The sequence below is a fragment of the Streptomyces sp. NPDC029169 genome (genome assembly GCF_055563935.1).
This window is the reverse complement of sequence record NZ_JBVHXA010000012.1, coordinates 133626-159089: the sequence shown is the minus strand read 5'-3', so window position 1 is coordinate 159089 and position 25464 is coordinate 133626. Positions and strand designations below refer to the sequence as shown.

General features: G+C 70.7%; 21 protein-coding genes. 9 read left to right on the top strand and 12 right to left on the bottom strand.

What is annotated here, in order from left to right; translation table 11 throughout:
- Position 1: 1 nt before the first annotated feature.
- Positions 2–739 carry an LON peptidase substrate-binding domain-containing protein gene (locus tag ACZ4VI_RS22675; protein ID WP_468001754.1) on the top strand — a complete coding sequence of 246 codons (738 nt, stop codon included), beginning with the start codon at positions 2–4 and terminating at the stop codon, positions 737–739.
- A gap of 12 nt (positions 740–751) precedes the next feature.
- Complete coding sequence (ybaK, locus tag ACZ4VI_RS22670; protein ID WP_468001752.1) at positions 752–1249, top strand: Cys-tRNA(Pro) deacylase; 498 nt, start codon at positions 752–754, stop codon at positions 1247–1249.
- A 182-nt stretch (positions 1250–1431) separates the two neighbouring features.
- On the opposite strand, the gene ACZ4VI_RS22665 is transcribed toward ybaK, so the two are convergent.
- From ACZ4VI_RS22665 to ACZ4VI_RS22650, 4 genes are all read right to left on the bottom strand, one after another.
- Positions 1432–2043, bottom strand: coding sequence for a DUF2567 domain-containing protein (locus ACZ4VI_RS22665; RefSeq protein WP_468001750.1), 612 nt, complete (start codon positions 2041–2043; stop codon positions 1432–1434).
- Positions 2044–2167: 124 nt separating this feature from the next.
- Entirely contained in the window at positions 2168–3010 is an 843-nt protein-coding gene (locus ACZ4VI_RS22660; RefSeq protein ID WP_468001748.1) for an ABC transporter permease, read from the bottom strand.
- A gap of 64 nt (positions 3011–3074) precedes the next feature.
- Complete coding sequence (locus ACZ4VI_RS22655) at positions 3075–4046, bottom strand: ABC transporter ATP-binding protein (protein ID WP_468001891.1); 972 nt, start codon at positions 4044–4046, stop codon at positions 3075–3077.
- Positions 4047–4083: 37 nt separating this feature from the next.
- On the bottom strand, positions 4084–5367 hold the full coding sequence (locus tag ACZ4VI_RS22650) for an NYN domain-containing protein (RefSeq protein WP_468001747.1): 1284 nt from the start codon (positions 5365–5367) through the stop codon (positions 4084–4086).
- Positions 5368–5593: 226 nt separating this feature from the next.
- Here ACZ4VI_RS22650 and ACZ4VI_RS22645 point away from each other — a divergent pair, with 226 nt between their 5' ends.
- The gene (locus ACZ4VI_RS22645) at positions 5594–5767 is read left to right on the top strand and encodes a hypothetical protein (RefSeq protein ID WP_468001745.1); all 174 of its coding nucleotides are present in this window, start codon (positions 5594–5596) and stop codon (positions 5765–5767) included.
- A gap of 75 nt (positions 5768–5842) precedes the next feature.
- Here the strand turns inward: ACZ4VI_RS22645 and dnaE are convergent, their stop codons facing one another.
- The gene (dnaE, locus tag ACZ4VI_RS22640) at positions 5843–9382 is read right to left on the bottom strand and encodes a DNA polymerase III subunit alpha (RefSeq protein ID WP_468001743.1); all 3540 of its coding nucleotides are present in this window, start codon (positions 9380–9382) and stop codon (positions 5843–5845) included.
- Positions 9383–9539: 157 nt separating this feature from the next.
- Between dnaE and ACZ4VI_RS22635 the strand changes: the two genes are divergently transcribed.
- From ACZ4VI_RS22635 to ACZ4VI_RS22615, 5 genes are all read left to right on the top strand, one after another.
- Positions 9540–10877, top strand: coding sequence for a DUF2252 domain-containing protein (locus ACZ4VI_RS22635; RefSeq protein WP_468001741.1), 1338 nt, complete (start codon positions 9540–9542; stop codon positions 10875–10877).
- Between the two features lie 63 nt (positions 10878–10940).
- The gene (locus tag ACZ4VI_RS22630) at positions 10941–11633 is read left to right on the top strand and encodes a hypothetical protein (RefSeq protein ID WP_468001739.1); all 693 of its coding nucleotides are present in this window, start codon (positions 10941–10943) and stop codon (positions 11631–11633) included.
- A 63-nt stretch (positions 11634–11696) separates the two neighbouring features.
- Positions 11697–12512, top strand: coding sequence for a DsbA family protein (locus tag ACZ4VI_RS22625; protein ID WP_468001737.1), 816 nt, complete (start codon positions 11697–11699; stop codon positions 12510–12512).
- A gap of 191 nt (positions 12513–12703) precedes the next feature.
- Positions 12704–14353: an alkaline phosphatase D family protein gene (locus tag ACZ4VI_RS22620; RefSeq protein WP_468001735.1), complete on the top strand. Its 1650-nt coding sequence runs from the start codon at positions 12704–12706 to the stop codon at positions 14351–14353.
- A 348-nt stretch (positions 14354–14701) separates the two neighbouring features.
- The gene (locus ACZ4VI_RS22615; RefSeq protein WP_468001733.1) at positions 14702–15667 is read left to right on the top strand and encodes a zinc metalloprotease; all 966 of its coding nucleotides are present in this window, start codon (positions 14702–14704) and stop codon (positions 15665–15667) included.
- Between the two features lie 75 nt (positions 15668–15742).
- On the opposite strand, the gene ACZ4VI_RS22610 is transcribed toward ACZ4VI_RS22615, so the two are convergent.
- From ACZ4VI_RS22610 to ACZ4VI_RS22590, 5 genes are all read right to left on the bottom strand, one after another.
- Entirely contained in the window at positions 15743–16321 is a 579-nt protein-coding gene (locus tag ACZ4VI_RS22610) for a dienelactone hydrolase family protein (RefSeq protein ID WP_468001731.1), read from the bottom strand.
- Between the two features lie 20 nt (positions 16322–16341).
- A complete protein-coding gene (locus ACZ4VI_RS22605) occupies positions 16342–16809 on the bottom strand; it encodes a GNAT family N-acetyltransferase (RefSeq protein ID WP_468001729.1) in 468 nt (155 codons plus the stop codon).
- A complete protein-coding gene (locus ACZ4VI_RS22600; RefSeq protein WP_468001727.1) occupies positions 16806–17747 on the bottom strand; it encodes an RluA family pseudouridine synthase in 942 nt (313 codons plus the stop codon). Before ACZ4VI_RS22600 ends, ACZ4VI_RS22605 begins: the two co-directional genes overlap by 4 nt.
- A 17-nt stretch (positions 17748–17764) precedes the next feature.
- Positions 17765–18370: a signal peptidase II gene (gene lspA, locus ACZ4VI_RS22595; RefSeq protein ID WP_468001725.1), complete on the bottom strand. Its 606-nt coding sequence runs from the start codon at positions 18368–18370 to the stop codon at positions 17765–17767.
- Between the two features lie 63 nt (positions 18371–18433).
- A complete protein-coding gene (locus ACZ4VI_RS22590) occupies positions 18434–19495 on the bottom strand; it encodes a TraR/DksA family transcriptional regulator (protein WP_468001723.1) in 1062 nt (353 codons plus the stop codon).
- Positions 19496–20048: 553 nt separating this feature from the next.
- Between ACZ4VI_RS22590 and ileS the strand changes: the two genes are divergently transcribed.
- Positions 20049–23189 (top strand): isoleucine--tRNA ligase, encoded by a 3141-nt coding sequence (gene ileS, locus ACZ4VI_RS22585; protein WP_468001721.1) that lies wholly within the window; start codon positions 20049–20051, stop codon positions 23187–23189.
- A gap of 755 nt (positions 23190–23944) precedes the next feature.
- Here ileS and ACZ4VI_RS22580 read toward each other — a convergent pair.
- Together ACZ4VI_RS22580 and ACZ4VI_RS22575 are read right to left on the bottom strand one after the other, a co-directional pair.
- Positions 23945–25054 (bottom strand): DivIVA domain-containing protein, encoded by a 1110-nt coding sequence (locus ACZ4VI_RS22580; protein WP_468001719.1) that lies wholly within the window; start codon positions 25052–25054, stop codon positions 23945–23947.
- A gap of 55 nt (positions 25055–25109) precedes the next feature.
- Complete coding sequence (locus ACZ4VI_RS22575) at positions 25110–25400, bottom strand: YggT family protein (protein WP_352190508.1); 291 nt, start codon at positions 25398–25400, stop codon at positions 25110–25112.
- Positions 25401–25464 lie beyond the last annotated feature (64 nt).

The following is a 25464-nucleotide window of genomic DNA, read 5'->3' as shown; positions in this document are numbered from 1 at the left end:
TGTGACCACCGCTCGCCTTCCCCTCTTCCCGCTCAACGCGGTGCTGTTCCCCGGCCTTGTGCTGCCGCTGAACGTCTTCGAGGAGCGGTATCGCGCCATGATGCGCGAGCTGCTCAAGACCGACGAGTCGGAGCCGCGCCGCTTCGCCGTCGTCGCGATCCGCGACGGCCGTGAGGTCGCGCCGACGGCGCCGGGGATGCCGGACCAGACGGCGCTGCCGGAGAAGGGGCCCGCGGCGGGCTTCGGCGCGGACCCGATCCAGGCGTTCCACCGGGTCGGCTGCATCGCCGACGCGGCGACGATCCGGGAGCGGGCGAACGGCAGCTTCGAGGTGATGGCCACCGGTACGACCCGGGTGAAGCTGCTGTCGGTGGACGCGACCGGGCCGTTCCTGGTGGCCGAGGTCGAGGAGATCCCGGAGGAGCAGGGCGAAGAGGCAGGCACGCTCGCGGAGGGCGTGCTGCGGGCGTTCCGGAGCTACCAGAAGCGGCTGGCGGGGGCGCGGGAGCGGTCGCTGACGACGAGTGACCTGCCGGACGACCCGTCGGTGGTGTCGTATCTGGTCGCGGCGGCGGCCGTCCTGGACACCCCGGCCAAGCAGCGACTGCTCCAGGCACCGGACACGGCGACGAGGCTGCGCGAGGAACTGACGCTGCTGCGCTCGGAGACGGCGGTCCTCCGTCATCTGCCGTCGCTGCCGGCGGTGGAGCTGACGCGGGCGCCGACGAGCCCGAACTGACGGAGGATTCCGGTGGCGAAGAAGCAGAAGAAGCAGGCGGGCGGCACCCCGGCGACGGTAGCGCTGACGGCAGCCGGCGTGGACTTCACGGTCCACTCCTACGACCACGACCCGGCGTCGCCCTCGTACGGCGAGGAGGCGGCGGAGGCGCTGGGCGTGTCCCCCGACCGGGTCTTCAAGACGCTGGTCGCGGACGTCGACGGCGAACTGACGGTCGCGGTCGTCCCGGTCGCCGGCCAGCTGGACCTGAAGGCCCTGGCCTCGGCGGTCGGCGGCAAACGCGCGTCGATGGCGGACCCCGCCCTGGCCGAACGCACGACGGGCTACGTCCGAGGCGGCATCTCCCCCCTGGGCCAGCGCAAACGCCTCCGCACGGTCCTGGACGCCTCGGCCACGACCCACGAGACGATCTGCATCTCAGCAGGCCGCCGCGGCCTGGAGGTCGAACTCACCCCCACCACCCTGACCACCCTCACCTCAGCCCTCCTGGCCCCCATCGGCCGCGGCTGACCCCGGGGACCCGCAGCCGCCTCCCGGGAACGGCCACCCGAGCGACGCCCAGGATCCCCGCGGCGCGAAGCCGCCGCACGGGGTGCGGAGCCCGCGGCGCGAAGCTGCCGCATGGGGGGTCGGGGGCGGAGCCCCCGGTCCCGTCAGGGTTTCGGGGAGGGGTGGGGTGGGGGAACTGCCCCTCAGGCCTGCGGGGACGCCGGGGGCCATTCGTCGTCCGGGTCGCGGGGGCCGAAGAGGGCCGTCAGGGCGAGGTGGACGATCATGGCCGCGAGAGGCCACGCCAGCATCGCGCCCGCCCACATCTCCAGCTTCAGCGGCGCGTCGAACTCCACGTTCGCCCCCACCTCCTTCGCGTGGGCGACCACGTCGTGCGTCGGGCCCAGGAACGTCCCCACGCCCCACCCGAGCAGCGAGCCCAGCACACCGCCCGCCGCCAGCGCGAGCACCAGCGCCACGCCCCCGTGCCGGTGGAACAGGAAGACGAGCGCCGCCGCCACCACGCCGAACCCGAGCGCCAGCAGGACGAACGTTCCGTCCGCCCCGACCGCCGACTCCCCCTCGCTGTGCCGGAGGAACACCGCCTTGCCGTCCGAGATCAGCGGAACCCGCGGCGCCAGCCACAGCCACAGCAGCCCCAGCGCCACCCCGGCGACCGTCGAGACCGCGGCCACCACCGCGGCCTGCCGGAGCTCCGTCGCCACGTTCGGCGCCCCGTCGTCCGGAGGCAGGGGCGGATAGGGCGAGGGCCACCCGTACGGCGGCTGGTGAGGCGGTGTCAGCGGTGCGGTCACCCCGCCATCGTGCCAGGTGCGGGAATGTCCCGCCTCAGCGGACCGCCGCCCGCAGGCACGCCCACGCCGCGGCCCCGCCTCAGCGGACCGCCGCCCGCCGGCACGCCCACGTCGCGGTCCCGCCTCAGCGGACCGCCGCCCGCCGGTACGCCCACGTCGCCACCGCCAGCGACACGACCCCCACCACCCCGCACACCGCGAGGTCGAGACCGACCGCCGCCCAGTCCGGGCGCGCGTCGAAGGTCCGGGCGAGCGCCTCCACCCCGTACGTCGACGGCAGCAGGTCCCGCGCCCAGCCGACCGGACCGGGCAGCCGGTCCGCCGGCAGCACGCCGAGCAGCAGCGCGGCCGACATCCCCAGCTGCCCGAGCAGCGTCGCGAGTTCCTGGCGCGACGCGAGCAGCCCGAGCGCCGCCCCGAGACCGGCGAGCGCAGCCCCCGCGAGCGGCACGACCGCCGCGAGGATCCAGAGATGGCCCAGCGGCAGCCCGAACAGCAGCGACCCGATGACCGCGGTCACCACCGTCCCCGGCACCGTGAAGGACGCGTACGCCCCGGCCGCCCCCAGCACGACGGCCGCCGGCGGCACCGGCAGCGTGGCGTAGTGGTCGAGGCCGCCGGTCGCCCGCAGCTGCCCGAAGTACTGGGCGAGCAGGTTGAGCGCGACGAACGCGACGACGAGTACCGAGGAGCCCGCCACGACGGCCCGCGCCTCCGACCCGCCGTCGACGACGCCCCGCATCAGAACCATGATCCCGACGGACTGGAACGTCGCGACGAAGAGCAGCGGGATACGGGAGACCCGGGCGCGCGAGAGCTGCGCGCGGTACACGGCGGCGAGGGCGGGCAGCAGCCGGGCGCGCGGCGCCAGCGGCGCGCCCCCGTTCTCGACGGGTACGCCGGGAGCCCAGGCCGACGCGACCTCGGCCGAGGCGGCCTGCCCGGCCTGGGCGGGCACGATACTCACTCCGTACAGCTCCTCAAGCTCCTCGAACCCAGGCTCCTCAAACGCCCCAAGCTCCTCACCCGACTCACCCCTTGACCAACCCCTGCGTCTCCCCGCCCAGCGCCAGATACACGTCCTCCAGGCTCGGCGTGGCCAGGGTGAAGTCGTCCAGGGCCGCGAACGCCGCCCCTCCCGTCACCGCGGCGACCGTCGCCCGGGCCTCGTCCGGCGCGAGCCGGAGGGTCCAGCGCCGCCCCGACTCCTGGGCGAGTCCGCGGAGCGCGGCGACCTCGGGCACCTCCAGCGGGGCGCGCTCGCGCCACACCAGGTCGACCCGGACCTCGCCCGCGACCTTCTCCTTGAGCCCGGCCGGGGTGTCGCAGGCGATGACCCGCCCGCGCTCCAGGACGGCGACCCGGTCCAGTACGGTCTCGGCCTCGATCACGTTGTGGGTGACGAGCAGCACGGTGGTGCCGTGTTCGGCGCGCCGCCGGTCGACGGCGGACCAGACGGCCCGCCGGGCGATCGGGTCCATGCCGGTGGTGGGCTCGTCGAGGACCAGGACGGGCCGTTCGCCGATCAGGGCGGCCGCGACGCAGGCGAGCCGCCGCTGTCCGCCCGACAGCTTCCTCAGCGGCCGCGCGGCGAGCTCGGTGAGGCCCAGCTCGTCCAGGACGGCGTCCTTCCCGGCCCGCGCGTCGCGCGCGGAGAGCCCGCGGAGGCGCCCGGTGGTCTCGGCGGCGAGCGCGACCGTCAGCTCGTCGAGCGCGGTGGACTCCTGCCCGAGGTAGGCGAGCAGGCGCGCGGCGCGCTCCGGGTGGCGTACGAGATCGTGGCCGAGCAGCTCGACCGTTCCGGAGTCGGGGCGCATCAGGCCGGTCAGCTGGCGGACCAGCGTGGACTTGCCGGCGCCGTTGGGCCCGAGCAGGCCGAAGATCTCTCCTCCGCGGACATCGAGGCTGATGCCGTCGGTGGCGCGGATCTCGGGGGTCGCGGGCGTCCCCCGCCGGGCGCGCGCGGCGGGGTACGTCTTGACCAGATCCCGCACCACACACACCGTACTCACGGGGGAAGAGCCTACGGGGTCCTTCGGCCTACTCCCCCGCGGGGGCGCGTTCCGCGGCGGCCCTGACGTCGATCTCGCGCCAGAATCCCGCCCGGATCGCGTACCGGTCGTGCTCGTCGATCTGGTCGTCCTTGTGGGCGAGCAGGCCGAACCTGGCGGCGTACCGGAGCAGTTCGCCGTCGATGCGGTGCGGGATGCGCGGGTACATGACGGACAGCTTCTGGACGTGGCTCTGCTCGGGGAGCCGTTCCATCCAGCGGCGGGCGAACACCTGCCCGACCTCGAAGGGGTCGCCGCCGACGGTGGTGATGTCCTCCTCGCGGTCCGCCCAGCGCTGTTCGGCGCTGGTGAGCTGGGCGAGGGTGGGCAGGGACGCGGTCTCGGGCGGCTCGCCGAGGGCGGCGGTGGGGCGGTCGATCCAGCCCTTGTCGGAGGACCAGCGGAGGGTGGCGCCGGTGGGCTGGTGGCCCGCGGGCGCGGCCGGTCCGCCGGGTCCGCGCAGTCCGGCGAGGTCCTTGGGGGTCGGGACCCCCTTGCCGGCGGCGGGCGCCTGAGCACCGGACGGCTCCTCGACGGGCGGGTGCGTGGCGGCCGCCGGGGCCTGCGCCCCGTTGCGTACGGAGGCGGCCCGCTCGGCCGCCGCCTCGGCGGCCCGCTCGGCGGAGGCGGCGAGCGCCGACTCGGGCAGCGGGGCGGAGAGGATCGCGGCGATCTCGGGGCGCGGGGCGGGCGGGGGTGCGCAGATGCCGGCGAGGTCCTTGGCGCGGACGGCCCGGGTGATCCAGGCCCGGTCGAGGACCCGGCGTTCGTCGGCCTCGGCGACGAGGTCCTCGGACTGGTTGTAGTCGCCGTCGGCGGCCTGGACGGCCCAGAGGTGGACGGCGACGCCGTGTTCCTTGGCGGACATCAGGCCGGGCAGCAGATCGCCGTCGCCGGTCACGAGGACCACGTCGGAGCAGGCGCGGTTCCTGGCCAGCTCGGTCAGCTCGGCGTGCATGGCCGCGTCGACGCCCTTCTGGGCCCAGCGGCCGTCGCTGCGGGTCAGGGCGCCGAGCCGGACGGTGACCCGCGGCATCACCCGCAGCCTGCGGTGTTCGGGCTGGGGCACCCGGTCGGGCGCGCCGTCGAACCAGTAGATGCGCAGCAGGGGCTGCTCGGTGTCCGCCTCGGCCCGTTCGCGCAGTCCCTGGATGAGGGCGGCGTGGTCGACGGTGATCCGGGAGCGGGCCGGTTCCCCGGCGAGAAGGCTCGCGGCGGCGCCCAGCAGATAGCCGGCGTCCACCAGAACGACGCAGCGGTCCACGTGTTCCACCCTCTTTCGGGAACCTCGGGATCGGAAGTTGCTTCGGATTTCCTTCGAGTCTGCCCGAACGTCGGAAGGTTGACGGGCGGAACTGGATCATCGGCGTGGCGAATGTCACTGCATGGACGGCCGACGCCCCGTTCACTGTCGGTAATGATCCAAAATGCGACGGTTCACCCGGTGTGTGAGTCTGACAGCGGCCCTGGCCCCGAGATCCCTTTGAGGAGGCATCACCATGGCCAAGAACAAGAAGCAGAACCGCAGTCAGCAGCAGTCCTCGCCGGCCGAGCGCGGCGCCCAGCAGGCGCAGCAGTCGTCGATCGAGTCGCAGGCCGAACAGCGCGCCTCGCAGGTGACTCCCGGTGACATGGCACGCAAGGGCCGGCAGAAGCGCTTCGGTCACAACTGACCGCGCGTAACCCCGGAAGGGGCGCACCCGTGACGACGGGCGCGCCCCTTCCGCGCGTAGGTGTACGAAGCGCCGCTACCCGGCCAGGCAGGACGGCCCGAGCAGCACCTTCAGGTCGCCGAAGAGCGCGGGATCGGGCTGGACCCGGTGCCGGTCGAGCCGCAGCACGGTCGTGGTGCGCGGGCCCTGGAGCTTGATCCGTACCTCGGTGTTTCCCTTGTGGTGCCCCAGGATCTCGCCCAGCCGGCTGACCATCGGCGGGGTGACCTTCACCGTCGGGATGGTCAGGACTACGGGTGCGTTGGTCCCGGCGTTCGACAGGTCGGGGACCATCAGCTCCATGGCGACCAGCCGGGGCACGTCCTCGCGCTTGTCGAGGCGGCCCTTGACGAAGACGACCGTGTCCTCGACGAGCTGGGTGGAGACCAGCTGGTACGTGGCCGGGAAGAACATGCACTCGATGGAGCCGGCCAGGTCCTCGACGGTGGCGATGGCCCAGGCGTTGCCCTGCTTGGTCATCTTGCGCTGGAGGCCGGAGATGATGCCGCCGATGGTGACGACCGCGCCGTCCGCGTGCTCGCCGCCGGTCAGCTGGGAGATCGCCGCGTCCGTCTTGTCGGAGAGGACGTGCTCGATGCCGAAGAGCGGGTGGTCGGAGACGTAGAGGCCGAGCATCTCGCGCTCCTGGGCGAGCAGGTAGGACTTCTCCCACTCGACGTCGGAGAACTCCACGTCCAGCCCGAAGCCGGGCTCGTCGCTCGCCTCGTCGCCCATGCCGCCGAAGAGATCGAACTGTCCCTCGGCCTCCTTGCGCTTGACCGCGACCACGTTGTCGATCATCGGCTCGTGGTGGGCGACCAGGCTCTTGCGGGTGTGGCCCATCTCGTCGAAGGCGCCGGCCTTGATCAGCGACTCGATGGTCCGCTTGTTGCAGACGACGGCCTCGACCTTGTCGAGGAAGTCGGGGAAGGAGGAGTACTTCCCCTTCGCCTTGCGGGACTTGATGATCGACTCGACCACGTTGGTGCCGACGTTGCGGACCGCGGAGAGGCCGAAGAGGATCACGTCGTCGCCCTGGGCGGCGAAGTTCGACTCGGACTCGTTGACGTTCGGCGGCAGGACCTTGATGCCCATGCGGCGGCACTCGTTCAGATAGACCGCGGACTTGTCCTTGTCGTCCTTGACCGAGGTCAGCAGTCCGGCCATGTACTCGGCCGGGTAGTTGGCCTTGAGGTACGCGGTCCAGTACGAGACGAGACCGTACGCGGCGGAGTGCGCCTTGTTGAAGGCGTAGCCGGCGAAGGGGACCAGGACGTCCCACAGGGCCTGGATGGCCTCGTCGCTGTAGCCCTTGTCCCGGGCGCCCTTCTGGAAGAGGACGAAGTTCTTCGCCAGCTCCTCGGGCTTCTTCTTGCCCATCACGCGGCGGAGGATGTCGGCCTCGCCGAGGGAGTACCCGGCGATGATCTGGGCGGCCTTCTGCACCTGCTCCTGGTAGACGATCAGGCCGTAGGTGACCGCGAGCACCTCTTCGAGCGGCTTCTCCAGCTCGGGGTGGATCGGGGTGATCTCCTGCTGCTTGTTCTTGCGCAGGGCGTAGTTCGTGTGCGAGTTCATGCCCATCGGGCCCGGCCGGTACAGGGCGGACACGGCGGAGATGTCTTCGAAGTTGTCGGGCTTCATCAGCCGCAGCAGCGACCGCATGGGTCCGCCGTCGAACTGGAAGACGCCGAGGGTGTCACCGCGCTGGAGCAGTTCGAAGGTCTTCGGGTCGTCCAGTGGCAGGGCGAGCAGGTCGAGGTCGATGCCCTTGTTGGCCTTCACCATCTTGACGGCGTCGTCCATGATGGTCAGGTTCCGCAGGCCCAGGAAGTCCATCTTCAGCAGGCCGAGCGACTCGCACTGGGGGTAGTCCCACTGCGTGATGGTGACGCCGTCCGTGTGCCGCACCCAGATCGGGGCGTGGTCGACGATGGGCTCGCTGGACATGATCACGCCGGCCGCGTGCACACCCATCTGCCGGACCAGGCCCTCCACACCCTTGGCGGTGTCGATGACCTTCTTCACGTCCGGCTCGTTCTCGTACATCGCCCGGATCTCGCCGGCCTCGCTGTAGCGCGGGTGCGAGGGGTCGGTGATGCCGTTGAGGTCGATGCCCTTGCCGAGGACGTCGGCGGGCATGGCCTTGGTGAGCCGGTCGCCCATGGCGTACGGGTAGCCGAGGACGCGGGCGGAGTCCTTGATGGCGTTCTTCGCCTTGATCTTGCCGTACGTGCCGATCATGGCGACCTTGTCGGCGCCGTACTTCTCGGTCACGTACCGGATCACCTCGACGCGCCGGCGCTCGTCGAAGTCGATGTCGACATCGGGCATCGAGATGCGCTCGGGGTTGAGGAAGCGCTCGAAGATCAGTCCGTGCGGGATGGGGTCGAGGTCGGTGATGCCCATGGCGTACGCGACGATCGAGCCGGCCGCGGAGCCTCGGCCGGGGCCGACCGCGATGCCCTGCTTCTTCGCCCACATGATGAAGTCGGCGACGACGAGGAAGTAGCCCGGGAAGCCCATCGAGATGATCGTGTCCATCTCGTACTCGACCTGCTTCATGCGGTCGTCCGGGATGCCGTCGGGGAAACGACGGTGCATGCCGCGCATGGTCTCCTCGCGGAACCAGGTGACCTCGGTGTATCCCTCGGGGATGTCGAACTTCGGCATGAGGTTCTTGGCCTCGAACATGCCGGCGGTGTCGATCTGCTGGGCGACCAGGAGCGTGTTGGCGCACCCCTCCTGCCAGGCGTCCGAGGAGTCGATGGCGTACATCTCGTCCGTGGACTTCAGGTAGTAGCCGGTGCCGTCGAACTTGAAGCGGTCCGGGTCGGAGAGGTTCTTGCCGGTCTGGATGCACAGCAGCGCGTCATGGGCGGTCGCCTCGTGCGCGTACGTGTAGTGCGAGTCGTTGGTGACCAGCGGCGGGATGCCGAGCTTCTTGCCGATCTCCAGGAGCCCGTCGCGGACCCGGCGCTCGATCTCGATGCCGTGGTCCATCAGCTCCAGGAAGTACCGGTCCTTGCCGAAGATGTCCTGGTACTCGGACGCGGACTTCAGGGCCTCGTCGAACTGGCCGAGGCGCAGCCGGGTCTGCAGCTCACCGGAGGGGCAGCCGGTGGAGGCGATCAGACCCTCGGACCACTGGGAGATGGTCTCCTTGTCCATCCGGGGCCACTTCTGCAGCCAGCCCTCGGCGTAGGCGTCGGAGGAGAGCTTGAAGAGGTTGTGCAGTCCGGTGGCGTTCGCCGCCCAGATCGTCTTGTGGGTGTAACCACCCGAACCGGAGACGTCGTCCTTCTTCTGGTGCGGCTGGCCCCACTGGATCTTCCGCTTGTTGCGCCGGGACTCGGGGGCGACGTACGCCTCGATGCCGATGATCGGCGTGACGCCGGCCTTCTTGGCCGAGTGGAAGAAGTCGTACGCGCCGTGGAGGTTGCCGTGATCGGACATGGCGATATGGGTCATGCCCATCTCGTTGCACGCGTTGAACATGTCCTTGAGCCGCGCGGCACCGTCCAGCAGCGAGTACTGGGTGTGTACGTGAAGGTGCGTGAAGGGCGGCTTGGTCACGGCGAGAGCTCTCCAATGAAGTTTTGGGGGAACAGCGTCGAAGTCTACGTCTCCGCACTGACAGCGGGTGGGCACTCGGGGGTACCGTCGCGCGTTGAGAGCGTCAGAACGCCCGTCCTAATTGTCATGAACAGTCTTGCACCAGGAGGCACCTCGAATGTCGGTCCCCCAGCCCACCGCCGCCGCACGCGGTGAGCAGATACTCACCGTCTTCGACACCGCCTTCGGTGACCTTCTCGCCGCCGACCCGGCCGCCTTCCGCGTGAAGTTCCGCAAGATGGCCGGTTCCGCCTTCGCCTTCTACCGGGGCACGGCGTGCCTTTTCTACGCCGACCTGGAGCAGGAGCAGCACGGCGGGCCGTACCTGGACGAGCGGACCGGCCGGGTGTGGATCCACGGCGATCTGCACGCCGAGAACTTCGGCACGTACATGGACGCCAACGGCCGGCTGATCTTCAACGTCAACGACTTCGACGAGGCGTACGTCGGCCCCTTCACCTGGGACCTGAAGCGGCTCTCCGCCTCCCTCGCGCTGATCGGCTACACGAAGGCGCTCAGTGACGAGCAGATCACGGAGCTGGTACGGATCTACGCCGCCGCCTACCGGGAGCGCATCCACGCCCTGGCGGTCGGCGCCAAGGACGACGAGGTTCCGCCCTTCACCCTCGACACGGCCGAGGGCCCGCTCCTGGACGCCCTGCGGGACGCGCGCTCGCTGACCCGCTTCGGGCTCCTGGAGTCGATGACCGAGATCCGTGAGTTCGAGCGCCGGTTCTCCGGCGGCGGCGGCTCCATCGAGCTGGACGCGGCGACGCGCTACAAGGTGCTGGCGGCCTTCGACGGCTATCTGGAGACCCTGCCGGAGTCCTCGCTCGCGCGCCCCGACTCGTACCGGGTCAAGGACGTCGTCGGGCGGCGCGGGATCGGGATCGGCTCGGCCGGTCTCCCCTCGTACAACATCCTCCTGGAGGGCAACAGCGACGCCCTGGAGAACGACGTCGTGATCTACATGAAGCAGGCGCAGACGCCTGCGGTCTCGCGCCATGTGACGGACGCGGCGGTACGGGAGTACTTCCAGCACGAGGGCCACCGCACGGTCATCTCCCAGCGGGCGCTCCAGGCGCACGCGGACCCGTGGCTGGGCTGGACAGAGATCGAAGAGGGAGGGCGCCGGGTCGGGCAGCTGGTCGCGGAGGTCTCGCCGTACGCGGTGGACCTGGACTGGTCGGACATCGACGACCCGGTGGAGATCGCGGCGACCGTGGCCGACCTGGGGCGGGCGACGGCGACGATGCACGCGGCGGCGGACGACTCCAGCGGCCACTCCCTGGTGCCGTTCTCGACGGAGCGGGCCATCGACGCGGCGATCGCGGCCGACGAGGAGGGCTTCGGGGACCTGCTCGTCGATTTCGCCCACAGCTACGGGGCACGCGCGCGTGCGGACCACCAGATCTTCGTGGACCTGTTCCGCAACGGCCGGATACCGGGCCTGTAGGCCGCGTTCACAGCTCGTCCTTAAGGGCGTCTTACAGGAAGGCATGGCACACTCTCCTCCGCTATGGACATATCAGGGAAGCGGCTCAGGGGGCTGCGGGCGGCGCTCTTCACGGCACTGGTCGTGACGCTGTCCGCCGGTGCCCATGTGCTGCTGTCCCAGGTGCCGCTGCCCCTGCTGACCGTGGGCCTGCTCTCGGCCGGTGTCTTCGCCGTCGCGTACGCGCTGGCCGGCCGGGAGCGCGGGTTCGGCCCGATCGCGGCGCTGCTCGTCCCGTTGGAGCTGGCCGCCGACACGGTGTTCACCGCCGGGCAGACGGTCTGTTACGGACCGTCCGGCGGGCCGGTCACCGGGTCGCTGCGCGCGGTGGGCGTGGACGTGGACGTGCTGTGCGGCGGTGCCCTCGGCACCCCGCTGCCGGGCGTCGCCGCCCCCGGCAGCGGTACCGCGGCCGCCCTGCTGAACTCCCCCGCCCCGGGCCTGCCGTGGCTGCTGCTCGCCGCCCATGTGTCGGTCGGTCTCTTCGCGGCGGCCTGGCTGCGGCACGGCGAGCGGGCGCTCGCCCAGCTGCTCGCCGCGGTGGCGGCCTGCGCGTTCCGGCCCCTGATGCTCGTGGCCGCGCTCTTCGGCACGCCCCGCCGTGTGCCCGGGCGCGCCGGTCGCCGCTCGGACCGGCCACGCCGGTCCCGTACCCGCCTTCTCGTGCACTCCGTCGGACGGCGGGGACCGCCGCGCCCGGGCTTCGCACTCGCCTGAGCCATCGCAGCTCCCACCCCTTTCGCCCGTTCCGGGCTCACGACTTTCACGGAGATCACGATCATGAGCGCACGCAACAGCCACGCCAACAAGGCGGCCGCCCGCGAGCGGCTGCGCATCGAGCGCGAACGCCAGGCCAAGAAGGAGAAGACGCGCCGTCAGGTGACCGTCGCCGTGTCGGCCGTCGCCGTCCTGGCGGTCGCCGGCGGTGTCGGCTACGCCGTCGTCCAGGCCAACAAGCCGTCCCAGTGGGAGGCGGCGGCCAAGGAGTCGAAGGTCACCGCGCCCAGGAACACCGAGGGCGAGAACGGCACGACGGTCGTCATCGGCAAGCCGGCAGCGAAGAAGACCCTGGAGATCTACGAGGACTCGCGCTGCCCGGTGTGCGCGCAGTTCGAGCAGCAGGTGGGCGCGATCGTCGACAAGGACGTCACGGACGGCAAGTACAAGGTCAAGTACGTCGGCGCCACCTTCATCGACAACGCCGACCAGGGCGAGGGCTCGAAGAACGCCCTGTCGGCGCTCGGTGCGGCGCTGAACGTGAGCCCTGAGGCGTTCATGAAGTACAAGGCGGCGCTGTACTCCACGCAGTTCCACCCGGAGGAGAGCCAGGACAAGTTCGCCAAGGACTCCTACCTCCTGGAGATCGCGGACTCGGTCCCGGCGCTGAAGGGGAACGCGGAGTTCAAGAAGAACGTGGAGAACGGCACCTTCGATGCCTGGGCGATGAAGATGTCCGCGGCGTTCGACAAGAGCGGGGTGACGGGGACGCCGACGCTGAAGATGGACGGCAAGACGCTGACGGCCGAGGGCAGCAAGAACCCGCCGCTGACGGTGGAGGAGTTCAACGCGGCGCTCACCCCGGCGCTCAAGGGCTGACCGCACGCAACGCCGGTACGGGTCCGTGGGAGTTCGCTCCCGCGGACCCGCCCGTTTTCTCCGGCCGGTCACTGCCCGCCGATCACCACCGGCCGATCACCACCGGCCGATCACGACCGCGGGGCGACGAGTGTGAGAACTTTCGGTACTCGTCTGCGCGTTCGGCGTACTGGTCAGTAATCTGACTGCCCGTGACCAGTCGACACATATCTCCCGCCCCCACCCGCCGCACCGTCGTGAAGGCCGCCGCCGTCACGGCCGTCACCGCCCCGGCCCTGGTGGGCGCCGCCTCCCCCGCGCTCGCGGACTCCGAGGCCCCCGCGTTCCTGCACGGTGTCGCCTCCGGCGACCCGCTGCCCGACGGCGTCCTGCTCTGGACGCGCGTCACCCCCACCTCCGACGCCACGCCCGGTTCGGGCAGAGGCCCCGACGTCACGGTCGGCTGGGAGGTCGCCGAGGACCGGGACTTCACCCGGACCGTCGCCCGCGGCACCGCGACCGCGACGACCGCCTCGGACCACACGGTGAAGGTGGACGTCCGGGGTCTGCGCCCCGCCACCGCCCACTGGTTCCGCTTCACGGCCGGCGACACCGTCTCCCCCGTCGGCCGCACCCGCACCACCCCGGCCGCCGACGCCACCACCCCCGGCGTCCGCTTCGGCGTGGTCTCCTGCGCCAACTGGGAGTCCGGCCACTTCTCCGCGTACCGCCATCTCGCGGCCCGCGCGGACCTGGACGCGATCCTCCATCTCGGCGACTACATCTACGAGTACGCGGCCGGCGCCTACCCGGAGGCCCAGTACTCCGTACGGCAGCACGAGCCCAAGCACGAGATCGTCTCGCTCGCCGACTACCGCACCCGGCACGCCACGTACAAGACGGACGCGGACCTCCAGGCGCTGCACGCGGCCCACCCCGTGATCGCGATCTGGGACGACCACGAGGTCGCCAACGACGCCTGGTCGGGCGGGGCGGAGAACCACACGCCGGGCGCCGAGGGCGAGTGGGCGGCCCGGGTCGCCGCCGCCAAGCAGGCGTACTTCGAGTGGATGCCGGTCCGCGCCTCGACCGAGGGCACGGTCTACCGGCGGCTGCGCTTCGGCAAGCTCGCCGATCTGCACCTGCTCGACCTGCGTTCGTTCCGTTCCCAGCAGGCGAAGACCGGCAGCGGCTCGGTCGACGACCCGGAGCGTACGATCACCGGCCGCGCGCAGCTGGACTGGCTGAAGTCGGGCCTCGCAGGCTCGGACGCCACGTGGAAGCTGGTCGGCACCTCGGTGATGATCTCGCCGGTCGCCTTCGGCTCGCTGCCGGCCCATCTCCTCGGCCCGCTGGCCGAACTGCTCGGTCTGCCGAAGGAGGGGCTCGCGGTCAACGTCGACCAGTGGGACGGCTACACGGACGACCGCAAGGAGCTGCTCGCGCATCTGACCCAGCGGTCCATCCGGAACACCGTCTTCCTGACCGGCGACATCCACATGGCCTGGGCCAACGACGTTCCGCTGCGGGCGGCGACGTACCCGCTGTCGGAGTCGGCGGCGACCGAGTTCGTGGTGACGTCCGTGACCTCGGACAACATCGACGACATGCTCCACGTGGCGCCGGGCACGCTCTCCCTGGTGGCGGCCGGGGCGGTCAGGGCCGCCAACCGCCATGTGAAGTGGGTGGACATGGACCACCACGGCTACGGCGTCCTCGACGTGACCGCCGAGCACTCGCAGATGGACTACTACACGATCTCCGACAAGGCGGACGCGGACGCGACGACCGCCTGGGCGCGCTCCTACCGGACGCGGAACGGAACGCAGCGGGTCGAGCGGGTGTACCAGCCGGTGCGCTGAGCTTGCGGCCATCTTGCGCTGACATGACGTCATGGTTGATTTTCAGCCATGATCCATCATGTTAACGAGAGATCACATCGCTACGGCGGGTGGTGAATTCGGGCGATCGAAACCGGACACACCACCCGCCTTCGTCACTTTGTTCGTTACGTCCACGTCTCAAACTCTGGGAAGGGCGGAAGATTTTCTTCCCGATGCCCCGATTTGCACCAGGAATGATTGGGCTTGATCGGTGCTCAACAACGTCTGACATGGACCCGTAATCTCCCCGCGGTGGCGAGGAAGTGCCTCTCCACAACCCCCCGCGAGGAGTCACCTGTGCGTGCTCTTGTTCGTATATCGCCGCGTATGACACGTCGTATATTCGGCACTGCCGTGATGGCCGGAACCCTGGCCCTGGCCCCCCTCTCCGCCCCCTCGGCGACCCCGGCGACCACCACCTCCGCCGCCGGCCTCTCCGCCGAGGAGTGCGTGGAGGAGGCGGACACCCACTCCGCCGCCCGCAAGTCCCGTGGCGCCGACACCCACGCCGCCGAGCCCAACGAGGTCTCCGCCGCCCAGGCCAAGGCCATGGACGCGGACCTGAAGAAGAGACTGGAGTCGGTCCGCGCCAGCGGCATGAACTCCACCGCCGCCGTGGTGAACATCCCGGTCTACTTCCACGTCATCCACAGCGGTACGACGGGCAAGCTGACCGCGACCGACATCAACAACCAGATGGCCGTCCTGAACTCCGCCTTCGGCGGCCAGGGCACCGGCAACGTGAACACCAACTTCCAGTTCACCCTTGCCGCGACGACCTACACGGACAACGCCACCTGGTACAACCTGGCCTCCGGCTCGCAGGCCGAGAAGGACATGAAGTCCACCCTCCGCCAGGGCGGCGCGGGCGCGCTGAACTTCTACACCGCCAACCTCAGCGGCGGCCTGCTCGGCTGGGCGACCTTCCCGTCCTCGTACAACTCCAACCCGTCGATGGACGGCGTCGTCGTCCTCGACGCCTCGCTGCCGGGCGGCTCCGCGGCCAACTACAACGAGGGCGACACCGCGACCCACGAGGTCGGCCACTGGATGGGCCTGTACCACACGTTCCAGGGCGGCTGCAACGGCAACGGCGACTACGTCTCGGACACGCCGGCCGAGAAGAGCCCGGCGTACCAGTGCCCGACCGGCCGTGACAGCTGCGCGTCCAAGACCGGTGTGGACCCGATCCACAACTTCATGGACTACACGTACGACAACTGCATGTACCAGTTCACCACGGGCCAGGTCACGCGGATGAACGACGCCTGGATCGCGTACCGCGCCGGCTGACACACCGTCTGACACCCCGTCTGACGGAAGAGGGTGCGGCGGGAGAGCCCCCGCCGCACCCTCTCACGCGTTCTCTCAGGCGTCCTGGAGGCTCTCCAGGAACGCCAGCGCGATCGCCCAGGTCTGCTCGGCGGCGGCCTCGTCCCAGTCCGGCAGGTCCGGGTCGGTGAACAGATGCCCGGCGCCCGGGTAGCGGTAGACCTCCACATCGGCCCCCGCCTTCCCCATCGCCAGATACCAGGACGTCAGCCAGTCCTGCGGCTCGAAGGGGTCCGGATCGGCGATGTGCAGCTGTACGGGAAGGTCGTCGACGGACGCGTTCTCGGCGATGTCCGAGGTGCCGTGCAGCAGGAGCAGCCCGCGCGCCTTGTCGTCCCCCAGGGCCAGGGTCTGCGCGACCGAGGCGCCGAACGAGAAGCCCGCGTAGACCAGACCGCGTTCCGAGTACGGAGCGGCGGCCAGGATCGCCCGCTTCAGCAGCTCCTCCTTGCCGATCTCGTCCTTGATCGCCATGCCCTCTTCGACGGTCCCGGCGGTCCGGCCCCCGAAGAGGTCCGGCACGTGCACCTGGTGTCCGGCGGCCCGCAGCCGCTCGGCCGCGGCCTCCACCGCCGGACGCAGACCGTAGGTCGAGTGGAAAAGCATGATGTCCATGCGGCCCATCCTGCCAGCCGCTAAAGCGCGCGCCGCATCGACCGGTGCGGGATGCCCGCGTCCGGGAACTCGGGCCCGTACGCCTCGTAGCCGAGCCGCTCGTAGAACCCGAGCGCATGCGTCTGCGCGTGCAGGTCCACCGCCGTCAGACCCCGCTCGCGCGCCGCGTCCTCGATGGCACGGACGAGCGCCGCGCCTACCCCGAGACCGCGCGCGGCCTTGGTCACCGCGAGCCGCCCCAGCGAACCGACGGAGGCGTCGCCACCCGTCTTGCCGAGCGCGTCGTCGCCGTACAGCAGCCGGCCCGTACCCAGCGACAGCCCGTCCTCGCGGACGGCGAGGACGTGCACGGCCGTCTCGTCGTACCGGTCGTACTCGATCTCCTGCGGCACGTTCTGCTCGACCACGAAGACCTCGCGGCGGACCGCGAAGCAGGCGTCCCGGTCGTCGGGGGCGATCGCCTCGCGGACTTCGTAGCCGGCGCTCACGCGCTCTCCGCCTCGATCCGGTCCAGCGCGTTCTGCAGGTCCGCCGGGTACGTGCTCTCGAACTCGACCCAGCGCCCGTCCGACGGGTGCTCGAAGCCGAGCCGTACGGCGTGCAGCCACTGGCGGGTCAGCCCGAGCCGCTTGGCCATCGTCGGGTCCGCCCCGTAGGTGAGGTCGCCGACGCACGGGTGGCGGTGGGCCGACATGTGCACGCGGATCTGGTGCGTACGGCCGGTCTCCAGCTTGATGTCGAGCAGCGAGGCTGCGCGGTACGCCTCGATCAGGTCGTAGTGCGTCACCGACGGCTTGCCGTCGGCGGTCACGGCCCACTTGTAGTCGTGCTGGGGGTGGCGCCCGATCGGCGCGTCGATCGTGCCGCTCATCGGGTCCGGGTGCCCCTGGACCAGCGCGTGGTAGCGCTTGTCGACGACCCGCTCCTTGAACTGCGCCTTGAGCAGCGTGTACGCCCGCTCGGACTTGGCGACGACCATGAGCCCCGACGTACCGACGTCGAGCCGGTGCACGATCCCCTGGCGCTCGGCGGCGCCGGAGGTGGAGATGCGGTACCCGGCGGCGGCGAGGCCGCCGATGACCGTCGTCCCGGTCCAGCCGGGGCTCGGGTGCGCGGCGACGCCGATCGGCTTCATGATCACGACGATGTCGTCGTCGTCGTGGATGATCTCCATGCCCTCGACGGGCTCGGCCACGATCTGCACGGGCGCCGGGGCCCCGGGCATCTCGACCTCGAGCCACGCACCGCCGCTCACTCGCTCGGACTTGCCGACGACGGAGCCGTCGACCAGGACCTTGCCGGAGGCGGCCAGCTCCGCGGCCTTCGTACGGGAGAACCCGAACATACGGGCGATGGCGGCGTCGACGCGCTCGCCCTCAAGGCCATCGGGAACGGGCAGGGTGCGGATCTCGGGACTCGTACTCACCCGTCGAGTATGCCTTGTCAGTCCTTATGGACGGTGCCGTCGGGGTCCAGGCCCCGGAACGAGAGGATCACGATCAGGAAGCCGCCGCAGACGATCGCCGAGTCCGCGAGGTTGAAGACGGCGAAGTGCGCGGGCGCGATGAAGTCGACGACCGCGCCCTCGAAGACGCCCGGCGAGCGGAAGATCCGGTCGGTCAGGTTGCCCAGCGCACCGCCGAGCAGCAGCCCGAGCGCGATCGCCCACGAGGTGCTGTAGAGCTTCCGGGCCAGCCGGATGATCACAACGATCACCGTCGCGGCGATGCAGGTGAAGATGATCGTGAAGGCCTCGCCCATGCCGAAGGCCGCGCCCGGGTTCCGGATCGCCTCGAACCTCAGCAGGTCGCCGATCACCTGGATCGGCTCGTGGCCCTCCAGCTTGGCGACCACGAGCATCTTGCTGCCGAGGTCGAGCAGGTACGCGACCAGCGCCACGACGAGCAGCGCGACGATCTTGCGCTTACCCTTCGGCTGCTCGGCCGGGGCCTGGGCCGCTGCCTCGCCGCCCACGCCGTCCGCCGCGCCGTCCGCAGCGCCGTTCGCGTCTGAATCCGGCGTACCGATGATGCGCTCCGCCTCTGCCACGTGAGTCCCTCAACCTAGGTGCCCTGACTGTGCACGAGGGTACGGCACACCCCTTCGGGACCGTCAGCCGCGGCGTTCCTGCTTCTGCTTGTCCTCGACGCAGAGCGTGGCCCGGGGAAAGGCCTGCATGCGCGCCTTGCCGATCGGCTTGCCACACACCTCGCAGAGGCCGTACGTGCCCGCGTCGAGGCGCTCCAGGGCGTGCTCGGACTGCTCCAGCATCTCGCGGGCGTTGGCGGCCAGGGCGAGCTCGTGCTCACGCTGGATGTTCTTGGTGCCGGTGTCGGCCTGGTCGTCACCGGCGCCGTCCCCGGAGTCCCGCATGAGACCGGTCAGCTCCTCCTGGGAGTGGAGCAGCTCCGCCCGGAGCCGGAGGACCTCGCTCTCGAGCCCTGCCCGGGCCTCGGCGACCTCCGCGGGGGTCCAGGGCTCCTCTCCGGGGCGTACGGCCAGCTCACCGGTACGCGCCTGGGGAACCGCGGCCTCGCTCTCGGCCGTCGTGACGCCACCCGCGGTCTTCTTCGCTGCCACTGTCCCGGCTCCTGTCTGCTCCACCTGCGCCGCGGAAGCGGCCTTCTTCTTGACTGCGGTCTTCTTCACGGCGGCCTTCTTGGCGGCCGGGGCCTTCTTGGCCGGCGGAGCCTTCTCGGCGGCCGCGGCCTTCTTCGCCGGCGGAGCCTTCTCGGCGGCCGCGGCCTTCTTCGCCGGCGGAGCCTTCTTGGCAGCCGCCTTCGCGGCCTTCTTCACCGGGGCTTTCTTTGCAACGGTCTTCTTCGCCACGGCCTTCGTGGCCGGGGCTTTCTTCACCGAGGCGGCGCTCGCCGATGCGGACTTCTTCACGGCGGCCTTCTTCACGGCGGTCTTCTTCACGGCGGTCTTCTTCGCGGCGGTCTTCTTCGCGACGGTCTTCTTCGCGACGGTCTTTACGGCGGTCTTCTTCACCGGGGCGGCGTTCGCCGTCTCCGCCACGGCCTTGGCAGTCGTCCTGGCCGTCGTCTTGCGTGCAGGGGTCTTCTTGGCGGCCGCCTTCTGCGCGACCGTCGTCTTCTTGCCGGTGACGTCCTTGGCCGCCCCGCCCGCACCGGCGGTCGAGGTCTTCTTCGCGGCGGTCTTCTTCGCCACCATGTCGCGGCCCCTTCACATTTTGTGATCTTGCTCGCGAATCGTGCTGGGACGATAAATCGGCCCCAGGCCCGCGGCAACGGGGCACGCCGCCGTTCGCACCCGCCCATGCCCGCGGCATGGCCGGTCTGCCTCCGTTGTGCCCAGCTCCCCGCCCGGTAATCCGCCCCACGACGACGGCCGAAGACGGGTGGGGCCCGTATGGCCATTCGGGTCACGCGCACCCGCCTCGCGCCCCACCGGAAAAGCGGTCTGCCGAGCCGGTCCCGGCCCCGTACACTGGGCGGAGCGAAAGGCTTGGATGGGGACGAGTAGCGTCGTACGCAGCCATGAGCGACCCGGGGACGGTGAGAGCCCGGGGGCGAGCCCGATGTGAAGCATCACCCCGGAGCCGCCGGAAGAAAGCCGTCAGGCGACTAGAACCGGCATCGCGACCCCAATGAGGGGGCCACGGGCACACCGCCCGGGGCCAAGGAGGGTGGTACCGCGGGAGCCGCGCAGCACGGCGCTCTCGTCCCTCCGGACGGAAACGAAGCAGTCCGCCGGAGGAAGATCGATGACGCAGTACCGCCAGGTGCCCGCCCAGGTCGACCTGCCCGCGCTCGAGCACGCCGTGCTCGATTTCTGGCGCGAGAGCAAGGTCTTCGCCAAGACCCTGGAGCAGTCCGAGGGCCGCCCCGAGTGGGTGTTCTACGAGGGCCCGCCCACCGCCAACGGCATGCCCGGCGCCCACCACATCGAGGCCCGCGTCTTCAAGGACGTCTTCCCCCGGTTCCGGACCATGCGCGGCTATCACGTGGCCCGCAAGGCCGGCTGGGACTGCCACGGCCTGCCGGTCGAGCTCGCCGTCGAGAAGGAGCTCGGCTTCTCCGGCAAGAAGGACATCGAGGAATACGGCATCGCCGCGTTCAACGACAAGTGCCGCGAGTCCGTGACCCGGCACACCGACGCCTTCGCCGAGCTGACGACGCGCATGGGCTACTGGGTCGACCTGGACGACGCGTACCGGACGATGGACCCGGAGTACATCGAGTCGGTCTGGTGGTCGCTCAAGCAGATCTTCGACAAGGGCCTGCTGGTCCAGGACCACCGCGTCGCCCCGTGGTGCCCGCGCTGCGGCACCGGCCTCTCGGACCACGAGCTGGCGCAGGGGTACGAGACGGTCGTCGACCCCTCCGTCTTCGTCCGCTTCCCGCTGACCTCCGGCCCGCTGGCCGGCCAGGCAGCGCTCCTGGTCTGGACGACGACCCCCTGGACCCTGGTGTCCAACACGGCGGTCGCCGCGCACCCCGAGGTCACGTACGTGGTCGCCACGGACGGCGACGAGAAGCTTGTCGTCGCCGCGCCGCTGCTCGACAAGGCGCTCGGCGAGGGCTGGGTGACCACGGGCGAGTCCTTCACGGGTGCGGAGATGGAGCGCTGGGCGTACGAGCGGCCCTTCTCCCTCGTCGAGTTCCCGGACGGCGCCGATGCCCACTACGTGGTGAACGCCGAGTACGTCACGACCGACGACGGTACGGGTCTGGTCCACCAGTCCCCGGCCTTCGGTGAGGACGACCTCAAGGTCTGCCGCTCGTACGGCATGCCGGTCGTGAACCCGGTCCGTCAGGACGGCACCTTCGAGGAGGACGTGCCGCTGGTCGGCGGGGTCTTCTTCAAGAAGGCCGACGAGGCGCTGACGGCCGACCTGAAGGCGCGCGGCCTGCTCTTCAGGCACGTCCCGTACGAGCACAGCTACCCGCACTGCTGGCGCTGCCACACGGCGCTGATCTACTACGCGCAGCCGTCCTGGTACATCCGTACGACCGCCGTGAAGGACCGTCTTCTCCAGGAGAACGAGAAGACGAACTGGTTCCCGGAGTCGGTCAAGCACGGCCGTTTCGGCGACTGGCTGAACAACAACATCGACTGGGCCCTCTCCCGCAACCGCTACTGGGGCACGCCGCTGCCGGTCTGGCGCTGTGAGGACGACCACCTCACGTGCGTGGGCTCGCGCGCCGAGCTGACCGAGCTGACGGGCACGGACCAGTCGGAGCTCGACCCGCACCGCCCGTACATCGACGACGTCACGTTCCCGTGCCCGAGCTGCTCGAAGACGGCGACCCGCGTCCCCGAGGTGATCGACGCCTGGTACGACTCGGGCTCGATGCCGTTCGCGCAGTGGGGCTACCCGTACAAGAACAAGGATCTCTTCGAGAAGCGCTACCCGGCGCAGTTCATCTCGGAGGCGATCGACCAGACGCGTGGCTGGTTCTACACGCTGATGGCGGTCGGCACGCTGGTGTTCGACAGGTCCTCGTACGAGAACGTGGTCTGCCTGGGCCTCATCCTCGCCGAGGACGGCCGCAAGATGTCCAAGCACCTGGGCAACATCCTCCAGCCGATCGAGCTGATGGACGAGCACGGCGCCGACGCGGTCCGCTGGTTCATGGCGGCCGGCGGCTCGCCGTGGGCGGCCCGCCGGGTCGGCCACGGCACGATCCAGGAGGTGGTGCGGAAGACCCTCCTCACCTACTGGAACACGGTCGCCTTCCAGGCGCTGTACGCCCGTACGTCCGGCTGGGCGCCGAGCGCTTCGGACCCGGCGCCGGCGGAGCGCTCGGTCCTGGACAGGTGGCTGCTGTCCGAGCTGAACACGCTGGTGTCCGAGGTCACCGAGGCGCTGGAGTCGTACGACACGCAGCGGGCGGGCAAGCTGATCTCCGGGTTCGTGGACGACCTGTCGAACTGGTACGTGCGGCGTTCGCGGCGCCGGTTCTGGCAGGGCGATGCGGCGGCCCTCCGCACCCTCCACGACGTGATCGAGACGGTCACCCGCCTGATGGCCCCGCTGACCCCCTTCATCACGGAGCGGGTGTGGCAGGACCTGGTGGTTCCGGTGACGCCGGAGGCCCCGGAGTCGGTCCACCTGTCGACGTGGCCGGAGCCGGAGCGGTCGCTGGTCGACCCGGCTCTCTCGACCCAGATGGTGCTGGTGCGGCGTCTGGTGGAGCTGGGCCGGGCGACGCGGGCGGAGTCGGGCGTGAAGACCCGTCAGCCGCTGTCGCGTGCGCTGGTGGCGGCGACGGGCTTCGCGGACCTGTCGCCGGAGCTTCAGTCCCAGATCACGGAAGAACTGAACGTGACGTCCGTGGCGTCCCTCTCCGAGGTCGGCGGCAGCCTGGTCGACACCACCGCCAAGGCCAACTTCCGTGCCCTGGGCAAGCGCTTCGGCAAGGGCGTCCAGGACGTGGCGAAGGCGATCGCGGCGGTGGACGCGGCGGAGCTGTCGCTGGCGCTGCGCGAGGCCGGCGAGGCGGTCCTGGAGGTGAACGGTGAGACGCTCTCCCTCACCCCGGAGGAGGTCATCATCACCGAGACCCCGCGCGAGGGCTGGTCGGTCGCCTCGGACGCGGGCGCGACGGTCGCGCTGGACCTGGAGATCACCCCGGAGCTCCGCAAGGCGGGCCTGGCACGTGACGCGATCCGCCTGATCCAGGAGGCCCGCAAGAACAGCGGCCTGGACGTGGCGGACCGCATCGCGCTGCGCTGGACGTCGACCTCCCCGGAAACGACGGAGGCCCTGACGACGCACGCGGCCCTGATCGCGGACGAGGTCCTGGCCACGGACTTCGCGACGACGGAGCCGGACGCCTCCTTCGGCCCCCCCTTCACGGACGAGGGCCTGTCCCTGACGTTCCGCCTCCGCAAGGCGTAAGCGCCCGACGAGAAGGCCCGGCACCAACGTGGTGCCGGGCCTTCTGCGATCCCCCACCCCACCCTCCCCCAGACTCCGTCCGGGGGGACCCCCATCCCGAAACTCTGACGAGACCGGGGCTCCGCCCCCGAACCCCCGAGCGGCAGCTCCGCGCCGCATGCAGCCGGCACCGCAGGGATGCGAGACCAACTCGAAGACCCGAAGCCACCGCGCCGCATCCGGGGTACGAGCCCCCCGGCGCGAAGCCGCCGCTGCCCGCCGGGGCGTGGGAGCGGAGCCGCCGCACAAACCCACTCCCGGGATCTCAGGCGAAGCCTCCACGCCACGAAGCTGCCGCCACCCGCCGGGAGGGGGACCCCCCCGCGGCGCGAAGCCGCCGCTGCCCGCCGGGGCGTGGGGGCGGAGCCGCCGCAGAAACCCACTCCCGGGATCTCAGGCGAAGCCTCCACGGCACGAAGCTGCCGCCCCGCCCAGGGCGGGCGAAGCCCCGCGCCGCGAAGCCGCCGCGCAGGGGGCTGGGGCGGAGCCTCCACTGCAACAACCCCCGGGGTCTGGGGCGGAGCCCCAGTTCGGGAAGGGGCGGGGTGGGGGAAGGGCCCGCCGCAGGCGCCCACCTGGCCGCACCCGCACCCGTACGCGCAGCCACGCGCACGCCCCCGCCCCGCCCACGGCAAAAGGGCCGGGCCCCCGGTAATCCGGGGGCCCGGCCCTTCAAGCCGCCGACGGCTACGCGCTCACCGCGCGAGCGGGCGCCGTCAGTTGTCGTCCTCGTCGATCAGGAAGCCCCGCATCGGCGCCGGCGCCTGCTGCATCGGCTGCGGCGCCTGCGGGCGGACCGGAGCCATCGGCTGGGTCATCGCCGGGGACATCTGCTGCTGGCCGCCGTAGGACGGGGCACCGCCCATGGACGGCGCGCCGCCCATCGTGCCGTTGCCGCCGTACGACGGGGCACCCGCGCCCGCCGAGGCCATCGAGGGCGACGGCGGCAGCGAAGCCGTGGCCGGCGTCCGCGGCGGAGCCAGCGAGTCGTCCGCCTGGGAGTCCAGCTGACGCAGCTGCGACTCCAGGTACGACTTCAGACGCGTACGGTACTCACGCTCGAAGCCCCGCAGGTCCTCGACCTTGCGCTCCAGCGTCGCGCGGGCCGACTCCAGCGAGCCCATCGCCACGCGGTGCTTCTCCTGCGCGTCCCGCTCCAGCGCGTCCGCCTTGGCGCGGGCGTCCCGCTCCAGGCCCTCGGCGCGCGACCGCGCCTCGCCGACGATCTTGTTGGCCTCGGAACGGGCCTCCGCGATCGCCTGGTCGGCCGTCTGCTGGGCCAGCGAGAGCACACGCGCGGCACTGTCGCCACCCGGGCCCTGCTGGGGCTGCTGCATCGGCTGCTGCATCTGCTGCGGGTGACCCATGGGGCCGCCCATCGGCTGACCCATGGGGCCGCCCTGCATCGGGCCGCCCTGCATCTGGCCGGGGCCGGGGCCCATCGGGCCACCCTGCATCGGGCCCGGGCCGTGGCCACCGGGACCGGCGGGAAGCTGCGGCGCACCGGACGGCAGCTGCGGCGGACCCATCTGCGGGGGCTGCTGCTGGACCGGCGGTCCGGATATGGCGGCGGGCACCGGGGCGCCGGGACCGACGGGACGATCCTGCTGCTCCGGGGGCTTGCGCATGCCCTGCTGCTGGTTCTGCGCGGCGGCACGCGTCGCCGCGGCCAGCTTGGCGCGCAGGTCCTCGTTCTCGCGGAGCAGGCGGGTCAGTTCGGCTTCGACCTCATCGAGGAAGGCATCGACCTCGTCCTCGTCATAGCCTTCTCGAAGGCGGACGGTCGTGAACTGCTTGTTCCGCACGTCCTCGGGGGTCAGCGGCATCTCTTCTTCACCTCTACGTAGTCGTCGGCAGTCGGCAAGACCGTATCGTCCACATTCACCTCGCGAAGCCGCTCACGATGGAGATCAGGATGTAGACGATGATCATCAGAACGAAGAAGGACAGGTCGAGTGCCACGCCCCCGAGACGCAGCGGCGGAATGAACCGCCGCAGAAGCTTGAGCGGTGGATCGGTGACAGTGTAGGTGGCCTCCAGAACGACCACCATCGCCTTGCCGGGTTGCCATGAACGCGCGAACTGAAAGACGTAGTCCATGACCAGCCGGAAGATCAGCACGATGAGGAAGCACATCAGCGCGATGTAGACCACCTGTAGTGCGACGCCCATCCCGCGCTTCCCTCTCCCCTGGCTCTCGTGCTCTCGCTTGTCCGGCCTTGCGGCCGGGCCGTTC

Excerpts from the sequence above, each read along its gene's own strand:
- ACZ4VI_RS22645 (WP_468001745.1), top strand. The coding sequence starts at position 5,594 with ATGGCCAAGAACAAGAAGCAGAACCGCAGTCAGCAGCAGTCCTCGCCG.
- ACZ4VI_RS22635 (WP_468001741.1), top strand. The coding sequence starts at position 9,540 with ATGTCGGTCCCCCAGCCCACCGCCGCCGCACGCGGTGAGCAGATACTC.
- ACZ4VI_RS22630 (WP_468001739.1), top strand. The coding sequence starts at position 10,941 with ATGGACATATCAGGGAAGCGGCTCAGGGGGCTGCGGGCGGCGCTCTTC.
- ACZ4VI_RS22625 (WP_468001737.1), top strand. The coding sequence starts at position 11,697 with ATGAGCGCACGCAACAGCCACGCCAACAAGGCGGCCGCCCGCGAGCGG.
- ACZ4VI_RS22615 (WP_468001733.1), top strand. The coding sequence starts at position 14,702 with ATGACACGTCGTATATTCGGCACTGCCGTGATGGCCGGAACCCTGGCC.
- ACZ4VI_RS22610 (WP_468001731.1), bottom strand. The coding sequence starts at position 16,321 with ATGGACATCATGCTTTTCCACTCGACCTACGGTCTGCGTCCGGCGGTG.
- ACZ4VI_RS22590 (WP_468001723.1), bottom strand. The coding sequence starts at position 19,495 with ATGGTGGCGAAGAAGACCGCCGCGAAGAAGACCTCGACCGCCGGTGCG.
- ileS (WP_468001721.1), top strand. The coding sequence starts at position 20,049 with ATGACGCAGTACCGCCAGGTGCCCGCCCAGGTCGACCTGCCCGCGCTC.
- ACZ4VI_RS22580 (WP_468001719.1), bottom strand. The coding sequence starts at position 25,054 with ATGCCGCTGACCCCCGAGGACGTGCGGAACAAGCAGTTCACGACCGTC.
- ACZ4VI_RS22575 (WP_352190508.1), bottom strand. The coding sequence starts at position 25,400 with ATGGGCGTCGCACTACAGGTGGTCTACATCGCGCTGATGTGCTTCCTC.